Below are 17,364 nucleotides of genomic sequence, written 5' to 3'. Positions count from 1 at the left end.
AAGGACGGCGGGCGCGTGCCGCGGTGCCCGGAAAGTTCACCTATCAGGGTGGCCGGGAGGGGCGGAACCCTTTGCGGCGAAGGGCTGTACCGGGTGAATTGCCGGCCCGGGGTGGACGCCACGGAGGGTGCGGCCGGGAACTCGAAAGGGGACGCCCGCACGTATCCTGAAGGCCCTCCCCGGAGGCGCGGGACCGTCCTCCCCGGAGTGCTCGGACCGCGAACCCTCGGAGCCCCCGACTACGAAAGCGGCCAGCCATGCGCGTCTACGTCCCCCTGACCCTCTCCGGTCTCGCCGAGGCGTACAAGACGGGAGAGCTGGAGGCGGGACCGTTCGTCGCGTACGCGGTCACGCCCGCCTTGCGCGAGTGGTATCTCTCCGACGACATCGAGGAACTGGAGTACGCGGCGCTGAGCCGTGCCGCGCTGGCCTCGCTGCGGCTCCTGGCGGTCGATCCGGGGGCCGTGCGGCGCCGGGTCGTCGTCGCGGTCGACGTTCCGGACCGGGCCGCGGTCGTCGACCCCGACCGGGGGCTCGATCCCCTGGCGCTCGGCGAGGTGCGGGTCTCCCAGGCCGTGCCGCTGGGCAAGGCGGCCGCCGTGCACGTCGACGCGGCCGACGCCGAGGCGGACGTGACCGCGGCCGCGGACGCGCTGGGCGCGGCGGACGTCGGGGACGACGACGCCCAGTTCGTGGTCGACGGGGCCGAGGACCACGTACTGCTGTGGTTCGCCACGCAGGAGATCCCCAACCTGATCGGACTCGGGGAGTAGCCGCCCGCTTCGCGCCCGCGCCCGCGATGAGATGTTGTCCGTGGTGGCGGGTACGTTCTCGGTATGGGGAAGCAAGGAAGCGCGCACATTGTGTGGGACTGGAACGGCACGCTGTTCCACGACAATGTCGCGATCATCGGGGCGACGAACGCGGCGTTCGCCGAGCTGGGTCTTGAGCCGATCACGCTGGAGCGGTATCGGGCGATGTACTGCGTGCCCGTGCCGAAGTTCTACGAGCGGCTGATGGGGCGGCTGCCCACGGACGCCGAGTGGCAGATCATGGACGAGACCTTCCACCGGTACTACGCCGAGCACCGCAGAGCGTGCGAGCTCACCGCCGGGGTGCCCGCGCTGCTCGCCGGGTGGGAGGCGGCGGGTCGCAGCCAGTCCCTCCTGAGCATGTACGGGCACGAGGACCTGGTCCCGCTGGTGCGCGGCTTCGGCATCGAGCCCCACTTCGTCCGGGTCGACGGGCGGACCGGGCCCTCCGGCGGCAGCAAGGCCGAGCACATGGTGCGACACCTCGGAGCGATCGCGGGTGTCGAGCCGTCTCGCGTGGTCGTGATCGGCGACGCCGCGGACGACGCGATCGCCGCTCGGCATGTCGGGGCCGGGGCGGTTCTCTACACCGGCGGTTCCCACAGCCGCGCCAGCCTGGAAGTGGTCGGCGTTCCCGTGGTGGACAGCCTGGAGGAGGCCGTCGAGGAGGCCGGGCGGCTGGCGGCCTGAGGGCGGCCGGAGGACCGGGCGGCCGCCCCGCGCGGTTTCGTCCGGTCGGTGTCAGGTCACGGGGGCCTTGGCGCGCAGGATCTTGAGGAACTCGCGCATCCAGGCGGAGTGGTCCGGCCAGGCGCGGGCGGACACCAGGGTGCCGTCGACGACGGCCTCGGCGTCGTGGAAGGTCGCGCCTGCCGCCTGCATGTCGAGTTCCAGCGCGGGGTACGCCGTGACGCGGCGGCCGCTGAGGCTGTCGACGGCGGCGGTCAGGAGGGGACCGTGGCAGATCTGGGCCACGGGCTTGTCCGCGTCGAAGAAGGACTTCAGGATCTTGCGGAGTTCGGGGTCGTTGCGGAGGTACTCCGGGGCGCGTCCGCCGGGGATGACGAGGGCGACGTACGCGCCGGGGTCGACCTCCGAGAACGCGAGGTCCGCCGGCCAGGTGTAGCCGGGCTTCTCGGTGTAGGTGTCGAAGCCGGGTTCGAAGTCGTGGACCACGAACTGGAGCTTCTTCTGGGTGGGGGCGGCGATGTGGACGTCGTAACCCTCCTCGCGCAGGCGCTGGTAGGGGTACAGGACCTCCAGTGACTCCGCCGCGTCGCCGGTGACTATGAGGATCTTCGCTGCCATGATGCTGCGCTCCCGTCGGCCGTACGTGCGCGTTCCGTTGGTCGTCCCGGTCAACCTGCCTCCGGAGGAGGTGCTTGCCAAGGGGCCGCGCGCTCATTCGGGTGGGTCGCCCGCGTCGGCGGGGCCCGTCCACGGATCCCGGCTGCCACAGGACACAGCGGCTGCCACGGAACACTGCCCGTAGTACGAAGGTAGCTCGCAGTCGGCCCGCACTGCATGTCCTCGCCCCGTTCGTGCCTGTGCATAGTGTCAAAGTTCCACCCCCGGTTTTGTACACATACGGCTCATGACGACCCCGGGGTAGGGGGCGATAGCCTGGTGGCGTGATCAGCGCGATATCTCGCGGGGGCATCGTCGCCCCTGCCCCGCGCCCGGAGCGCACGGACGACATCCGTGACCGGGCGTCCATCGCTGATCTTCGCGGGCGGGACGGGATGACGGCGAACGCCGTGTGCGCGAGCGGAAACGCGGCGAGCGCCGACGGCAACGCATTCCGTACGTCGATGACACCCCGGGGACGGACGTCGCCGAGAGCAGCGTCACAGTCTCCACGGGCGTCGAGAATGACCGATAACCCCCCGCTCATCTCACCTTGCGGCATAGCGTCGAAGCAGACCGGACACCCCGCGTCGCGGCGTTGCGTCGGAAGCGACGAGACCGTACTTCCTTCAACGTCACGCAACGGCGCGCGACAGGAGCCAGAGGACAATGCAGACCAAGCTGGACGAAGCCAAGGCCGAGCTGCTCGAACGGGCCGCCCGGGTAGCTGAGAACAGCCCGGTCGGGGGGCACCTACCGACTGGGACGACGGGCGAGGGCACCCCCGACCGGGACAACGTGCTCGCGTTCCTCCAGCGCTACTACCTGCACACGGCCCCGGAGGACCTCACCGACCGCGACCCGGTCGATGTCTTCGGAGCGGCCTTCTCCCACTACCGACTGGCCGAGAACCGCCCCCAGGGCACGGCCAACGTGCGCGTGCACACTCCCACCGTCGAGGAGAACGGCTGGACCTGCAGCCACTCCGTCGTCGAGGTGGTCACGGACGACATGCCCTTCCTCGTCGACTCCGTGACGAACGAGCTGTCCCGCCAGGGGCGCGGCATCCACGTCGTCATCCACCCGCAGGTCGTCGTACGGCGCGACCTCACCGGCAAGCTCATCGAGGTGCTGCCCACGCGGCCCTCCGCCGAGGATCTGCCGCACGACGCGCACGTCGAGTCGTGGATCCACGTCGAGATCGACCGGGAGACCGACCGCGCCGATCTGAAGCAGATCACCGCCGACCTGCTGCGCGTCCTGTCCGACGTCCGTGAGGCCGTCGAGGACTGGGAGAAGATGCGCGACGCGGCGCTGCGGATCGCGGAGGAGCTCCCCAAGGAGCCGACCGCCGACGATCTGCGCGACCAGGAGGTCGAGGAGGCCCGTGAGCTGCTGCGCTGGCTCTCCGGCGACCACTTCACCTTCCTCGGGTACCGCGAGTACCAGCTCCGCGACGACGACTCGCTGGCCGCCGTCCCCGGCACCGGGCTCGGCATCCTGCGCTCCGACCCGCAGCACGGCGAGGACAGCCACCCGGTCAGCCCGTCCTTCGAGCGGCTGCCCGCCGACGCCCGCGCCAAGGCCCGCGAGCACAAGCTGCTGATCCTGACCAAGGCGAACAGCCGGGCCACCGTGCACCGGCCCTCGTACCTGGACTACGTCGGGGTCAAGAAGTTCGACGAGAACGGTGAGGTCATCGGGGAGCGCCGCTTCCTGGGCCTGTTCTCCTCCGCCGCGTACACCGAGTCCGTGCGCCGGGTGCCCGTCGTCCGCCGCAAGGTCGAGGAAGTCCTGCGCGGCGCCGGGTTCTCGCCCAACAGCCACGACGGACGCGACCTCCTCCAGATCCTGGAGACGTACCCGCGCGACGAGCTGTTCCAGACCCCCGCCGACGAGCTCCGGGCGATCGTCACGTCCGTCCTGTACCTCCAGGAGCGGCGCCGGCTGCGGCTCTACCTGCGCCAGGACGAGTACGGGCGCTACTACTCGGCCCTCGTCTACCTCCCGCGCGACCGCTACACCACCGGTGTGCGCCTGCGGATCATCGACATCCTCAAGGAAGAGCTCAACGGCACCAGCGTCGACTTCACGGCCTGGAACACCGAGTCGATCCTGTCCCGGCTGCACTTCGTGGTCCGGGTCGAACCCGGCACCGAGCTGCCGCAGCTCTCCGACGCCGACAAGGACCGTATCGAGGCGCGTCTCGTCGAGGCCGCGCGCTCCTGGGCCGACGGCTTCGCGGAGGCGCTGACCGCCGAGTGCGGCGAGGAGCGCGCCGCCGAACTGCTGCGCCGGTACGGCAACGCCTTCCCCGAGGGCTACAAGGCCGACCACTCCCCGCGCTCCGCGGTCGCCGACCTGGTCCACCTCCAGGCGCTCGGGCAGGAACTCACCAGGGACTTCGCGCTCAGCCTGTACGAGCCGGTGGGCGCGGCACCCGGCGAGCGCCGTTTCAAGATCTACCGCACCGGCGAGCAGGTCTCGCTCTCGGCGGTCCTGCCGGCCCTGAACCGCATGGGCGTCGAGGTCACCGACGAGCGGCCGTACGAACTGCGCTGCTCGGACCGTACGACGGCGTGGATCTACGACTTCGGGCTGCGCCTGCCCAAGTCCCTGAACGGCAACGGTGACTACCTCGGCGACGACGGCCGCGAGCGGTTCCAGGCGGCCTTCGCCGCCACCTGGACCGGACAGGCCGAGAACGACGGCTTCAACGCCCTCGTGCTGAGCGCCGGGCTGACCTGGCGGCAGTCGATGGTGCTGCGCGCCTACGCGAAGTACCTGCGCCAGGCCGGTTCCACCTTCAGCCAGGACTACATGGAGGACACCCTCCGCAACAACGTCCACACCACCCGGCTGCTCGTCTCGCTCTTCGAGGCGCGGATGTCGCCGGAGCGCCAGCGCGCCGGTGTCGAGCTGACCGACGCCCTGCTGGAAGAGCTGGACGCCGCGCTCGACCAGGTCGCCTCGCTGGACGAGGACCGGATCCTGCGGTCCTTCCTCAACCTGATCAAGGCGACCCTGCGCACCAACTTCTTCCAGGAGGCGGTCGGCGGCACGCCGCACGAGTACGTCTCCATGAAGTTCGACCCGACGGCCATCCCGGACCTCCCGGCGCCGCGCCCGGCGTACGAGATCTGGGTGTACTCGCCGCGCGTCGAGGGTGTGCACCTGCGCTTCGGCAAGGTCGCGCGCGGTGGTCTGCGCTGGTCCGACCGCCGCGAGGACTTCCGCACGGAGATCCTCGGTCTGGTCAAGGCGCAGATGGTGAAGAACACCGTCATCGTGCCCGTCGGCGCCAAGGGCGGCTTCGTCGCCAAGCAGCTGCCCGATCCGTCCGTGGACCGCGACGCCTGGCTGGCCGAGGGCATCCGCAGCTACCGGACCTTCATCTCCGCGCTGCTCGACATCACCGACAACATGGTCGCCGGTGAGATCGTGCCCCCGGTGGACGTGGTCCGGCACGACGGGGAGGACACCTATCTCGTCGTCGCCGCCGACAAGGGCACCGCGACCTTCTCCGACATCGCCAACGAGGTCGCCGAGAGCTACAACTTCTGGCTCGGCGACGCCTTCGCCTCCGGCGGTTCCGCCGGGTACGACCACAAGAAGATGGGCATCACCGCCCGCGGCGCCTGGGAGTCCGTGAAGCGGCACTTCCGGGAGCTGGGCGTCAACACCCAGACGCAGGACTTCACCGTGGTCGGCGTCGGCGACATGTCCGGCGACGTGTTCGGCAACGGCATGCTCCTCTCGGAGCACATCCGTCTGGTCGCCGCGTTCGACCACCGGCACATCTTCATCGACCCGAACCCGGACGCGGAGACCTCGTACGCCGAGCGCCGCCGTCTCTTCGAGCTGCCGCGCTCCTCGTGGGCCGACTACAACACCGAGCTGATCTCGGCCGGCGGCGGCGTCTTCCCGCGCACCGCCAAGGCCATCCCGGTCAACGCGCACGTCCGGGAGGCACTCGGCCTCGAGTCCGGCGCCGCGAAGATGACGCCGGCCGACCTGATGAAGGCGATCCTCCAGGCGCCCGTCGACCTGCTGTGGAACGGCGGGATCGGCACCTATGTGAAGTCGGCCGCCGAGTCGCACGCGGACGTCGGCGACAAGGCCAATGACGCGATCCGCGTCGACGGCGCCGACCTGCGCGTCAAGGCCGTCGGCGAGGGCGGCAACCTGGGTCTGACCCAGCTCGGCCGGATCGAGTTCGCCCAGCACGGCGGCAGGATCAACAGCGATGCCATCGACAACAGCGCGGGCGTGGACACCTCCGACCACGAGGTGAACATCAAGATCCTGCTCAACGCGGTGGTGACCAACGGCGATCTGACCGTCAAGCAGCGCAACAAGCTGCTCGCCGAGATGACCGACGAGGTCGGCGCCCTCGTGCTGCGCAACAACTACGCGCAGAACGTGGCGATCTCCAACGCGCTGGCCCAGTCCCCGAGCATGCTCCACGCCCAGCAGCGGTTCCTGCGCCATCTGGTCCGTGAGGGGCACCTCGACCGGGCCCTGGAGTTCCTGCCCAGCGAGCGGCAGATCCGGGAGCGGCTCAACGCCGGTCAGGGTCTGACCGGTCCGGAGACGGCGGTCCTCCTCGCGTACACGAAGATCACGGTCTCCGTCGAGCTGCTCGCCACCTCGCTGCCCGACGACCCGTATCTGCAGAGCCTGCTGCACGCGTACTTCCCGACGGCGCTGCGCGACAAGTTCCGCGAGCAGATCGACGGGCACGCGCTGAGCCGCGAGATCGTGACGACCGTCCTGGTCAACGACACGGTCAACACGGGCGGTACGAGCTTCCTGCACCGCCTCCGTGAGGAGACGGGTGCCTCTCTGGAGGAGATCGTCCGGGCGCAGACCGCGGCCCGCGCGATCTTCAACTCCAGCGCGGTGTGGGACGCGGTGGAGGCGCTCGACAATGTCGTCGCCGCCGACGTCCAGACCCGGATCCGGCTGCACTCGCGGCGTCTCGTCGAGCGCGGCACGCGCTGGCTGCTCAACAACCGGCCGCAGCCGCTCCAGCTCGCCGAGACGATCACCTTCTTCAGTGACGGTGTCGAGCAGGTGTGGTCGGAGCTGCCCAAGCTGCTTCGCGGCGCGGACCTGGAGTGGTACCAGCAGATCTACGACGAGCTGTCGAGCGCCGGTGTGCCGGACGAACTCGCCACCCGCGTGGCCGGGTTCTCCTCCGCCTTCCCGGCGCTGGACATCGTCTCGGTGGCCGACCGCATGGGCAAGGACCCGATGGCCGTCGCCGAGGTCTACTACGCCCTCGCCGACCGTCTGAACATCACCCAGCTCATGGACCGGATCATCGAGCTGCCGCGCGCCGACCGCTGGCAGTCCATGGCCCGCGCGTCGATCCGTGAGGACCTGTACGCGGCCCACGCGGCGCTCACCGCCGATGTCCTCGCGGTGGGCAACGGGAGCTCCACTCCCGAGCAGCGCTTCGAGGCCTGGCAGGAGAAGAACACGGCGATCCTCGGACGGGCCCGCACCACCCTGGAGGAGATCCAGGGCTCGGACTCGTTCGACCTCGCCAACCTGTCGGTGGCGATGCGGACGATGCGGACGCTGTTGCGCACGCACTCGTAGTCGGTAGTTCCCTCGTCGAAGTGCCCGGACCGTTCGGTCCGGGCACTTCGCTTTTCCTTGCTGATCTCTCGCAGTTCTCTGACGAAACTCCGGCTCGCGATTTACCTATACCTGGTAAATAAGACATTTAGCTTAAGGTTGGCTCGACTGACGGCTTGACTGACGGCTCGACCGACGGACAGACGTGTGGAGGACTCGGACCCGTGACAGTGCACCTCTCCGAGCGGCGGGCCCCTGTGGCGGCCCCGCCCGTCATCCGCCCCCGGAGCGCTCCGAAGGCCCCGAAGACCCGTCGGCTCGTCCTGGAAGTGGCCCGCTTCTCGGTCGTCGGCGGCAGCGGAGTCGCTGTCAACATCCTCTTCTTCAACCTGGCGCTGCACAGCCTGATGTGGGCCCCGATGGTCGCCACGGTGATCGCCAGCTGTGTCGCCATGGGGACGAACTACCTCGGCTTCCGCTTCTTCGCCTACCGGGACCGGGCCTCGCGCACCCGGCGCCAGATCGTCCTCTTCTTCGCGTTCAGCGGGCTCGGTGTCGCCATGGAGAGCGCGTTGTTCTATCTCGGCTATCACGGCCTGGGGATGAGCGGCTCGCTCGGTTCGAACATCGCCAAGGCGCTGTCGATCGTGCTGGCCTCGGCGTTCCGCTTCGTGGTGTACCGCACGTGGGTGTTCCAACATGCGAAGAACAGTCGATAGCGGCCCAAAACGCTTCACAGTGTCTACGATTAATAGGATGAATGTGGATCAACATCGCGTGGTCGCCGAGCAAGGGAGCGAGGCCGCCGAGCCGGGGACCGCGCTCGCCCCGTCCGTGGTCGAGGCCGACGGGTCCGGGGCGGGGCGGCCGGCCGTCTCCGTGGTCGTCATCGTCTACAACGACGCCGCCCGGCTGCCCACGGCCGTGCGCTCCGTCCTGGACCAGACGCTGCACGACGTCGAGGTCGTCATCGTCGACGACCGGAGCACCGACGGCTCGTACGAGGTGGCGCGGGGACTGGCGGCCGCGCACCCCGAACGCGTCCGCGCCTACCGGCTGCCCGAGAACAGCGGCGGCTGCGGCGCCCCCCGCAACCGCGGCATCACCGAGGCCCGCGGCACGTACGTCCTCTTCCTCGACAGCGACGACGTCCTGGAGCGCAACGCCTGCCGCAACATGCTGGAGGCCGCCGAGGACACCGGCGCCGACCTGGTCTCGGGCCTGTGCGTGCGCGTGCACGTCGACTCGCGCACGGCCAAGGAGGTCAAGTGGTATCCCTGGCTGTACGAGCGCACCCGCACCCTGGAGTCGATCTCCGAGCTGCCCGACCTGCTGGTCTTCGACACCCTGTCGACCAACAAGTGCTACCGCCGGCGGTTCCTGCTCGACGAGGGGCTGCGCTTCCCGGTCGGCATCCACTACGAGGACCTGCTCTTCTCCGCCCAGGCGTACGCCACGGCCCGCCGCATCACCCTCATCCCCAACCGGGTGTACGACTGGAGGGTCGCGGACAAGGCGGCGGCGAAGTCCATCAGCAACCGGCGTGACGAGATCGCCAACTTCACCCACCGCATGGAGATCCACCGGCGGGTCGACCAACTCCTCGCCGACAAGGGCCTCCTGGAGCTGAAGTTCGCCAAGGACGTCAAGTTCCTCAAGCACGACCTCGTGCTGCACCTGCGCGAGCTGCCCTTCCGGGACGCGGCCTACCGCGAGGAGTTCGCGTCGATCGCCCGCCAGTACCTGGAGTCGATCGACCGCGCCGCCTTCGACGAGACCGAGCCCATCGTCGCCATCTGCGCCTACCTCCTCCAGGTGAGCGACTGGGACAATCTGCTGCCCGCCGTGGACACGCTCACCAACCGCGACAAGATCTCCTCGCCGCTCGTCGAACGCGACGGCCGCGTGTACTGGTGCGCCGAGCATCTCGACGACCCCTTCGGCCGGCACGTCCTGGACGTCACCGACCTCGGCCACCACACCAAGCCGGTCGAGAAGATGTTCCTGCGCAATGTGCTGACCTCGTACACGAGTACCGCCGGCACCGTCCGCCTCGCCGGGCGCGTCACCAACCCGCTCGGTGTGATCCCGCCCGGCGCCCGGATCGCCGGACAGCTGGAGTTCTACGCCCGCCGCGCCGGAGTGCGCTTCCAGACCTTCCGCTTCCCCGTGACAAACGTGTGGCACGCGGGCGAGGCCATCGCCTGGGAGGGCTCAGCGGACCTCGCGTCCGTGCGTCCGCTGGGCATCGTGGACGCGGTCTGGGACGTACGCCTTCACCTCGACGTCGACGGCGTGCGCACCACCACCCGGCTCACCGCGGCCGAACCCGGCCTGGTCACCGGACAGTTGCCCGTCCGGCCCCGGCTCACCCGACTGGTCGCCGACCGCATCGAACCGGTTGTCTCCACGCGCGGGCACCTGTCCTTCCGGCTGGTCCCCGACAAGAAGGCGAACGTCCTCGTACAGCGCGGCGTGCACGGCCGGGCCGGCACGCTCGCCAAGTCGGGCTACCGCAAGGCCCGTTCCCTGCGCAAGGAACTCACCTCGGGGGAAACCAAGATCCGCCTCTACCACGAGGTGTTCAGCCGGCTGCCCGTCAGGAAGGGGCTCGTCGTCTTCGAGAGCCACCTGGGCCGCCAGTACAGCGACAGCCCCCGGGCTATCTACGAGGAGATGCGCCGCCAGGGCCTGGAGTTCCAGGCGGTCTGGTCGCACACCGGCAGTCCGGACGGTTTCCCGGACGACGCCACCCTCGTACGCCGCTGGTCGCTGCCCTATCTCAGGGCGCTCGCGCAGGCCGAGTTCTGGGTCGACAACCAGAGCTACCCGCTGAAGCTGACCAAGCGGCCGCAGACGACGTACATCCAGACCTGGCACGGCTCAGCGCTCAAGCGGATGGGCTTCGACGAACCCGAATGGAAGCTCAAGTCCCGCGAGGCGCAGGCCGAACAGCAACGCACCCTGGACCGCTTCGACCGGTTCCTCGTCCGCTCCGAGCACGATGTGCGCACCCTCGCGCGGGCGTTCCGGCTCCAGGAGCGGACCCTGCTGCGGGTCGGCTACCCGCGCAACGACGCCCTCGCGCAGGCACGGCAGCGGGAGGAGGTCGACGGGCGACGTGAACGCGGCGCGCCGGCCGCCGAGTTGGGCATCCCCGAGGACAAGCAGATCCTTCTGTACGCACCGACCTTCCGGCACCGCGGCAGCGGACAGCGGCGGTTCGAGCTGCCCTTCGACGTGGAGCGCTTCGCCGACACCTTCGGCGACCGCTATGTCCTCCTCGTCCGCTCCCACTACCTGAACCACGTCGTGCTCCCGCCCTCCGTCCGCGGCCGTGTCATCGACGTCACCGCGTACCACGACATGACCCCGCTGCTCGCCCTCGCCGACGGGCTGATCACCGACTACTCGTCCGTGATGTTCGACTACGCCCTTCTCGACCGGCCCATGTTCTTCTTCGCGTACGACTACGACGCCTACGTGCACGAGGGCCGCGGCACCTACTTCGACCTGCTGGAGCGGGCACCCGGCCCCGTCGTACGCACCGAGGACGAACTGCACGCGGTGCTCGGCTCGCTGGAGGAACAGTCCGTCAAGTACGCACCCAAGCGTGAGCAGTTCACCGCCGACTTCGGCGAGTACGACAAGGGGACGGCGGCGCGGAGCGTCGTCGACCAGTTCTTCGCACACTGGAGGCGTGGATGACCGGCCGTTCGCAGCGGGACATCTTCTTCGTCTCCAACAGCGTCGACGAACTGGGCGGGGTGACCACCTGGTCGCACCAGATGGCCCGCCTGTTCACCGAGCGCGGCCACCGCGTGCACGTCGTGGGCGTCACCCGGCCCGCCGTCCCCCAGGACCTCGGCGAAGTCCCGTACGCCACCACGACGTTGTACGAGGTCCATCCGCCGCGTGTCGGACCGGCGCGCGGACTGCGGGGGCGGCTCGACGTCACCGAGCGGAGGCTGCGCGCCGAACGGCGGGCGGGCATGCGCGAGCAGGCGGCCGAGCTGACCGCGCTGTTCCGGGCCGCGCGGCCCGGCGCCGTCGTGATCGTCACCCAGGTGTGGGCCATGGAATGGGTGGAGCTCGCCGACACGGGCGGGCTGACCGTCATCGGGATGAGCCACGAGTCCTTCGCGTACGCCCGGACGACCTCGCGCTTCCGGCGGGTCCTGAAGTACTACAAGGACGTCGACCGGATGCTGGCGCTCACCCGCGAGGACGCCGACCTGTGGATCGGGCAGGGCATGAACAACGCGTCCTTCATGCCGAACCCCATTCCGTTCATGCCCGAGGTGCCCTCGCCGCGCACCGGGAACGTCGTCGTCAGCATCGGACGGCTGGACGACCAGAAGGGCATCGACATGCTCCTCGACGCCTGGGCCGAGACCGCCCCGCGCCACCCCGACTGGCGGCTGCGGATCTACGGCTCCGGCGAGGACGAGGAGATCCTGAAGAAGCAGTGCACGGCCCTCGGGCTCGACGGCTCCGTCGACTGGATGGGGCGGACGAGCGACGTGCCGGGCGCGCTGCGGAGCGGTTCGGTCTTCGTGCTCTCCTCGCGGGGCGAGGGGTTCCCGCTCGCCCTCATGGAAGCCATGGCCGCCGGTCTGCCGTGTGCCGCCTTCGACTGCGCGCCCGGCGTCCGCGAGATCGTCCGGGACGGCGAGGACGGTCTGCTGGCCACCCTCGGCAACACCGGTGAACTGGCCCGCCGGCTCGACACGTTGATGTGCGACAAGACCCTGCGGGACGCCATGGGCGAGGCGGCGCGCACGAACATCCAGCGCTTCGCGACGGACGAGGTCGTCCGCAGGTGGGAGGAGCTGTTCGCGTTCCTGGAGCGCTGAGCCGTCGCCGCTACGGGGCGATCCCGGGGTGCCGAGAAGCCGTACGCGCGGACTCCGGGAGTGCCGGGCGATCGCCGGTGCGCGGAACGACCGGAGGCGGAGCCGTCCCACGGCTCCGCCTCCGGCGTTGTCCGAGCACTACTTGCCCGTGAACTTCTCGTACTCCTTGAGGACGTCCTCGGTCGGGCCGTCCATGCGCAGCTCGCCGCGCTCCAGCCACAGCACGCGGTCGCAGGTGTCGCGGATCGACTTGTTGTTGTGGCTGACCAGGAAGACCGTGCCCGCGGTCTTGCGCAGCTCGCGGATGCGGGCCTCGGACCGCTTCTGGAAGGAGCGGTCGCCGGTCGCGAGGGCCTCGTCGATCATCAGGACGTCGTGGTCCTTGGCCGCCGCGATGGAGAAGCGCAGCCGCGCGGCCATGCCGGACGAGTAGGTCCGCATCGGCAGGGTGATGAAGTCGCCCTTCTCGTTGATGCCGGAGAAGTCGACGATCTCCTGGTAGCGCTCCTTGACCTGCTCGCGGCTCATGCCCATCGCGAGGCCGCCGAGATAGACGTTCCGCTCGCCGGTGAGGTCGTTCATCAGGGCCGCGTTGACGCCGAGCAGTGAGGGCTGGCCGTCGGTGTAGATCCTGCCGTTCTCCACCGGGAGAAGGCCCGCGACCGCCTTGAGCAGCGTGGACTTGCCCGAGCCGTTGGTGCCGATCAGGCCGATGGCCTCGCCCCGGTACGCGATGAAGGAGACGCACTTGACGGCGTGCACCTTGCGGACGCCCGCCGCCTTCTCGGACTGCTTGCGGCGCAGCATCCGGTTGAGGGCGGCGGTGGCGCTGCCCCGGCCGGCGCCGGTGCCGTTGACGCGGTAGACGATGTCGACGCGGTCGGCCACGACGGTGGGGATGGGCTCGGAGCCGGTCGCGGTGGTGTCCCCGGCCGTGCTCTCGGTGTCCTGCGGCCGGATGTTCTGCGTGATGATGTCAGCCACGGCCGTACGTCTCCTCAGCCTTCCAGAAGTAGATGAAGCCGCCGACGCCGGCGACCAGCGCCCAGCCGACCGCGAGCGCCCAGACGTGGTGCGGCAGCTGGTGCGCGTGGAAGCTGTCGATCAGCGCGAAGCGCATCAGGTCGATGTAGACGGCCGCCGGGTTGCTCTCCAGCAGGATCATCGCCCAGCGCGGCAGGTCGCTGCCGCTGAGCACCTTGTCGATGCTCCACATGACGCCCGAGACGTACATCCAGGTGCGCAGCAGGAAGGGCATGAGCTGCGCGATGTCCGGCGTCCTGGCGCCCATCCGCGCCATGATCATGGCGACGCCCGCGTTGAACGTGAACTGGAGCACCAGCACGGGTACCGCGAGCAGCCACGAGGCGCTCACCGGGACGCCGAAGCACAGCAGGATGACGACGAGTGCGGCCATCGAGAAGAGCAGCTGCTGGAGCTGCTGGAGGGCGTACGACACCGGCAGCGCGGCGCGCGGGAAGTGCAGGGCGCGGACCAGGCCGAGGCTGCCGGAGATCGCCCGGGTGCCGGCCATGATCGAGCTCTGCGTGAAGGTCCAGATGAAGACGCCGGTGACCAGGAACGGGATGTAGTCCGGGACACCGTGCTTGGTGCCGAGCAGCACACCGAAGATGAAGTAGTAGACCGCCGCGTTCAGCAGCGGGGTCATCACCTGCCACACCTGGCCGAGCTTCGCCTGGCTGTACTGCGAGGTGAGCTTGGCGGTGGCGAAGGCGGTGATGAAGTGGCGCCGTGCCCACAGCTGGCGGACGTACGCGCGCAGGCTCGGGCGGGCGCCGCTGACGGTGAGGCCGTACCGGGCGGCGAGGGCCGCGGCGTCGTCGGCGGGGGAGGCCGGCGTCGCTGTCGGGGGCGATGTGTGGAGGACCTGGCTCACATCCGTTGCTTTCGCTCGGGGGGTGGGGTGCGCGAGGTCCGTCCCGAACGTTTCCGACGTCGTCGTTCTTGCCGTTTTCTTACGTCGGGACGGGTCCGTATCGTCGCAACGTGAGCGTAGGCCCAGTGGACGTCGGAACGCAACCGTATCGTCGTAACGGCCTATGCTGGTGCGCATGACGACGAACGCCGATACCGCCGCGAGTGCCGCCACGCCCGCGCCGGCCGCCGGGAAGGCCCCGCGTCGCCGGGCTCCCGCCGGTGCGGCCGTCCTCCGGGAGGATGTGACCGAGGCCATCCGTGGTGCCGTCTTCGAGGAACTCGCGGCCGTCGGCTACGCCCGGATGTCGATCGAGGGCATCGCGCGCCGCGCCGGTGTCGGCAAGACCGCGGTGTACCGGCGCTGGCGCTCCAAGCTCCATCTCGTGCTCGACCTGGTCTCGGCGGTCGCGGTCCAGGGCCTGCCCGCCCCGGACACGGGCTCTCTGGAGGGCGACCTGCGACTGCTGTACGAGGTCACCTCGCGCGCCCTGCGGCATCCGGTCGCCGGCCAGATCATCCCCGACCTGCAGGCCGAGGCGGCCCGTAACCCCGAGATCGCGGACGCCATGCAGAAGGCGCTGCGGGAGGGCCAGCAGGGGGTCGCGAGCGGGATCGTCGCGGCGGCGACCGCGCGGGGCGAGGTGCGCGAGGGGGTCGACCTCGACCTCGCGCTCGACCTGATGTCGGGGCCGCTGTACTGGCGCGCGGTGGTGGTCCGCGGCCCCAAGGTGCCGAAGGGCTACCTGGCGAGCCTGGCCCGCGCGACGGCGGCGGCGTTGAAGGCGCTGTGACCTGAGCGGTACCGGCCCTTCGTGCCCGCTCACTCGCCCGCTCGCTCGCCGGGCCGGTTCCCTCGCTCGGCCGGTTCTCCGACCGTCAGGTTCCTCCGGCCGCCAGGTCTCCGGCCCGCTCGGACCCTCAGACGCTCAGTCCTTCATAGCCAGGAGCCCGAACAGGTCGGGCACTCCACCCGGGCCCGCCTCGGCGGTGCGCACAAGGCGCAGCCCCGCCGCGGTGGTGGCGTTGAGGAGGTCCGCGAGCGGCAGGTGCCAGGCCCCGACGCGAGCCCGAACGCCCGCCGGGTTCCACGCCTCGAAGCTGCGGGAGCGGTCGGCGTACCGCTCGTCGACCACGATGCTCGGGCGCTCGCTCCAGTCGGCGAACGCGCCGATGTAGCACGGGTGCACCCCGAGGTGCACGAACCGTCCGCCAGGTCGCAGCACCCGGGCGACCTCGCTCAACACGGCCGCGTAGTCCGGAACATCCGTGTGGGCGAGCACGCACGCGGCGGCCGGCAGGGAGCCGTCACGGAACGGCAGCGAGGTCGCGTCGGCCTGCACCACGGGCAACCGCCGCACGGCATAGCTCAGTTGACCACCGGACAGATCCACGCCCACGGGTGTCCAGCCCTGCTCGGCCAATGCCGGAGCATGGGCTCCCGTGCCGCAGCAGACGTCGAGGCAGGTGCCCGTGCCGGGGTCCAGGAGCTCCCCGATCGTGTCGTGCACACGCGCGAGGTACTCCCCGGCGGTGCCCGCCGACATGAAGTCGTTGTACCAGTCGGCGTGTGTGTCGTACGTCGCACCGGATCCCATGGTGTCGATCGTAGGGACGCCGTTCCGGGCCGTGGGCGGCGTTCGCTCAGGGCATGTACTGCCGGCCGTGCTGCTTCGGGGACCGGACCCCGTCCCGGGCCGCCGGGGCTAGGTGCAGCTGGCTCCTGGGTGGTGGCGTACCCAGCCCGACCAGGCTGAGGTGATCATGTCCTCGACGTCGTAGCGGGCCTTCCAGTCCAGTTCGGTGGCGATGCGGTCGGCGGAGGCGACGACGCGGGCCGGGTCGCCGGGGCGGCGCGGGGTGGTGACCGGGGGCCGGTCGTAGCCGGTGATGGCGTTGATGCGGTCGATCATCTCGCGGACCGAAACGCCCTCGCCACGGCCGATGTTGAGGGTCAGGTCGAGACCGGGGGAGGACTGGAGGGCGCGGGCCGTGGCCACATGCGCCTCGGCCAGGTCGACCACGTGGATGTAGTCGCGGACGCACGTGCCGTCGGGGGTCGGGTAGTCGTCGCCGAAGATGCGCGGCGCAGCGTTCTGCGTCAGCTTCTCGAAGACCATGGGGACGAGGTTGAAGACGCCCATGTCGGCCAGTTCGGGGGTCGCCGCGCCGGCCACGTTGAAGTAGCGCAGGGAGGCCGTGGCCAGCCCCGTGGCGCGACCGGTCGCGCGCACCAGCCACTCGCCCGCCAGCTTCGTCTCGCCGTACGGGCTCATCGGCACGCACGGCGTCTCCTCCGTCACCAGCTCCACGTCCGGCATCCCGTACACCGCGGCCGAGGACGAGAAGACGAAGGCGGACACGGGCGTCGCGGTCACGGCCTCCAGCAGGACGCGCAGGCCCTCGACGTTCTCCCGGTAGTAGTGCAGGGGCAGGTCCACGGACTCGCCGACCTGCTTCTTCGCCGCCAGGTGGACGACACCGGTGACGGAGTGCTCCGTGAGCGTCCGGGCGAGCAGCTTGCCGTCCAGGGTCGAGCCGACCACCACCGGAACGTCCGACGGCACCCGCTCGGCGATCCCCGTGGACAGGTCGTCGTACACCACGGCCCGCTCACCCGCCTCGCGCATCGCGCGGACGACGTGCGCTCCGATGTAGCCGGCGCCGCCGGTGATCAGCCAGGTCATGTGCGGCCGTTCCCCTCGTCAGTGTGCGTGGTGCGTGGTGCTGGGTGCTGGGTGCTGGGTGCTGGGTGCGTCGTGCGGTCCGGGACGGGCGCGCGCGTACGGTGTCCGCGTTCGCGCGCAGTGTCTCCGCGGCAGCCTCTC

12 protein-coding genes are annotated in these 17,364 nt (G+C 70.0%); 7 read left to right on the top strand and 5 right to left on the bottom strand.

Annotation, left to right across the window (positions count from 1 at the left end):
* Window positions 1–257: 257 nt before the first annotated feature.
* Together ABZX90_RS39305 and ABZX90_RS39300 are read left to right on the top strand one after the other, a co-directional pair.
* Window positions 258–773 carry a hypothetical protein gene (locus ABZX90_RS39305; RefSeq protein WP_351130810.1) on the top strand — a complete coding sequence of 172 codons (516 nt, stop codon included), beginning with the start codon at window positions 258–260 and terminating at the stop codon, window positions 771–773.
* Window positions 774–836: 63 nt separating this feature from the next.
* A complete protein-coding gene (locus ABZX90_RS39300) occupies window positions 837–1,502 on the top strand; it encodes an HAD family hydrolase (protein ID WP_351130812.1) in 666 nt (221 codons plus the stop codon).
* A 51-nt stretch (window positions 1,503–1,553) separates the two neighbouring features.
* Here ABZX90_RS39300 and ABZX90_RS39295 read toward each other — a convergent pair whose 3' ends face one another.
* A complete protein-coding gene (locus ABZX90_RS39295) occupies window positions 1,554–2,120 on the bottom strand; it encodes a DJ-1/PfpI family protein (RefSeq protein ID WP_351130814.1) in 567 nt (188 codons plus the stop codon).
* A gap of 708 nt (window positions 2,121–2,828) precedes the next feature.
* Between ABZX90_RS39295 and ABZX90_RS39290 the strand changes: the two genes are divergently transcribed.
* From ABZX90_RS39290 to ABZX90_RS39275, 4 genes are all read left to right on the top strand, one after another.
* Window positions 2,829–7,766, top strand: a complete 4,938-nt coding sequence (locus tag ABZX90_RS39290) for an NAD-glutamate dehydrogenase (protein ID WP_351130816.1) — start codon at window positions 2,829–2,831, stop codon at window positions 7,764–7,766.
* A 203-nt stretch (window positions 7,767–7,969) separates the two neighbouring features.
* On the top strand, window positions 7,970–8,464 hold the full coding sequence (locus tag ABZX90_RS39285; protein WP_351130817.1) for a GtrA family protein: 495 nt from the start codon (window positions 7,970–7,972) through the stop codon (window positions 8,462–8,464).
* A 37-nt stretch (window positions 8,465–8,501) separates the two neighbouring features.
* On the top strand, window positions 8,502–11,453 hold the full coding sequence (locus ABZX90_RS39280) for a bifunctional glycosyltransferase family 2 protein/CDP-glycerol:glycerophosphate glycerophosphotransferase (protein ID WP_355213134.1): 2,952 nt from the start codon (window positions 8,502–8,504) through the stop codon (window positions 11,451–11,453).
* A complete protein-coding gene (locus ABZX90_RS39275; RefSeq protein WP_355213132.1) occupies window positions 11,450–12,601 on the top strand; it encodes a glycosyltransferase in 1,152 nt (383 codons plus the stop codon). The genes ABZX90_RS39280 and ABZX90_RS39275 overlap by 4 nt, the downstream gene beginning before the upstream one ends.
* Window positions 12,602–12,739: 138 nt before the next feature.
* Here ABZX90_RS39275 and ABZX90_RS39270 read toward each other — a convergent pair whose 3' ends face one another.
* Complete coding sequence (locus ABZX90_RS39270; protein ID WP_355213162.1) at window positions 12,740–13,561, bottom strand: ABC transporter ATP-binding protein; 822 nt, start codon at window positions 13,559–13,561, stop codon at window positions 12,740–12,742.
* Between the two features lie 16 nt (window positions 13,562–13,577).
* The gene (locus ABZX90_RS39265) at window positions 13,578–14,498 is read right to left on the bottom strand and encodes an ABC transporter permease (protein WP_351130822.1); all 921 of its coding nucleotides are present in this window, start codon (window positions 14,496–14,498) and stop codon (window positions 13,578–13,580) included.
* Between the two features lie 175 nt (window positions 14,499–14,673).
* Between ABZX90_RS39265 and ABZX90_RS39260 the strand changes: the two genes are divergently transcribed.
* Complete coding sequence (locus ABZX90_RS39260; RefSeq protein ID WP_355213130.1) at window positions 14,674–15,330, top strand: TetR/AcrR family transcriptional regulator; 657 nt, start codon at window positions 14,674–14,676, stop codon at window positions 15,328–15,330.
* Between the two features lie 135 nt (window positions 15,331–15,465).
* Here ABZX90_RS39260 and ABZX90_RS39255 read toward each other — a convergent pair whose 3' ends face one another.
* Complete coding sequence (locus ABZX90_RS39255; RefSeq protein ID WP_355213128.1) at window positions 15,466–16,134, bottom strand: methyltransferase domain-containing protein; 669 nt, start codon at window positions 16,132–16,134, stop codon at window positions 15,466–15,468.
* A gap of 108 nt (window positions 16,135–16,242) precedes the next feature.
* Window positions 16,243–17,223: a UDP-glucose 4-epimerase GalE gene (galE, locus tag ABZX90_RS39250; protein ID WP_355213126.1), complete on the bottom strand. Its 981-nt coding sequence runs from the start codon at window positions 17,221–17,223 to the stop codon at window positions 16,243–16,245.
* Window positions 17,224–17,364: the final 141 nt, after the last annotated feature.

Origin of the sequence: Streptomyces sp. NPDC002935, assembly GCF_040611295.1 — a bacterium.
Lineage (GTDB): Bacteria > Actinomycetota > Actinomycetes > Streptomycetales > Streptomycetaceae > Streptomyces.
Note: the sequence above shows the minus strand (reverse complement) of the source record. Positions and strands in the feature narration are given on the sequence as shown.

Coding starts and splice junctions, on each gene's coding strand:
- ABZX90_RS39305 (WP_351130810.1), top strand. CDS start 258: ATGCGCGTCTACGTCCCCCTGACCCTCTCCGGTCTCGCCGAGGCGTAC.
- ABZX90_RS39300 (WP_351130812.1), top strand. CDS start 837: ATGGGGAAGCAAGGAAGCGCGCACATTGTGTGGGACTGGAACGGCACG.
- ABZX90_RS39295 (WP_351130814.1), bottom strand. CDS start 2,120: ATGGCAGCGAAGATCCTCATAGTCACCGGCGACGCGGCGGAGTCACTG.
- ABZX90_RS39290 (WP_351130816.1), top strand. CDS start 2,829: ATGCAGACCAAGCTGGACGAAGCCAAGGCCGAGCTGCTCGAACGGGCC.
- ABZX90_RS39280 (WP_355213134.1), top strand. CDS start 8,502: ATGAATGTGGATCAACATCGCGTGGTCGCCGAGCAAGGGAGCGAGGCC.
- ABZX90_RS39275 (WP_355213132.1), top strand. CDS start 11,450: ATGACCGGCCGTTCGCAGCGGGACATCTTCTTCGTCTCCAACAGCGTC.
- ABZX90_RS39260 (WP_355213130.1), top strand. CDS start 14,674: ATGACGACGAACGCCGATACCGCCGCGAGTGCCGCCACGCCCGCGCCG.
- ABZX90_RS39255 (WP_355213128.1), bottom strand. CDS start 16,134: ATGGGATCCGGTGCGACGTACGACACACACGCCGACTGGTACAACGAC.
- galE (WP_355213126.1), bottom strand. CDS start 17,223: ATGACCTGGCTGATCACCGGCGGCGCCGGCTACATCGGAGCGCACGTC.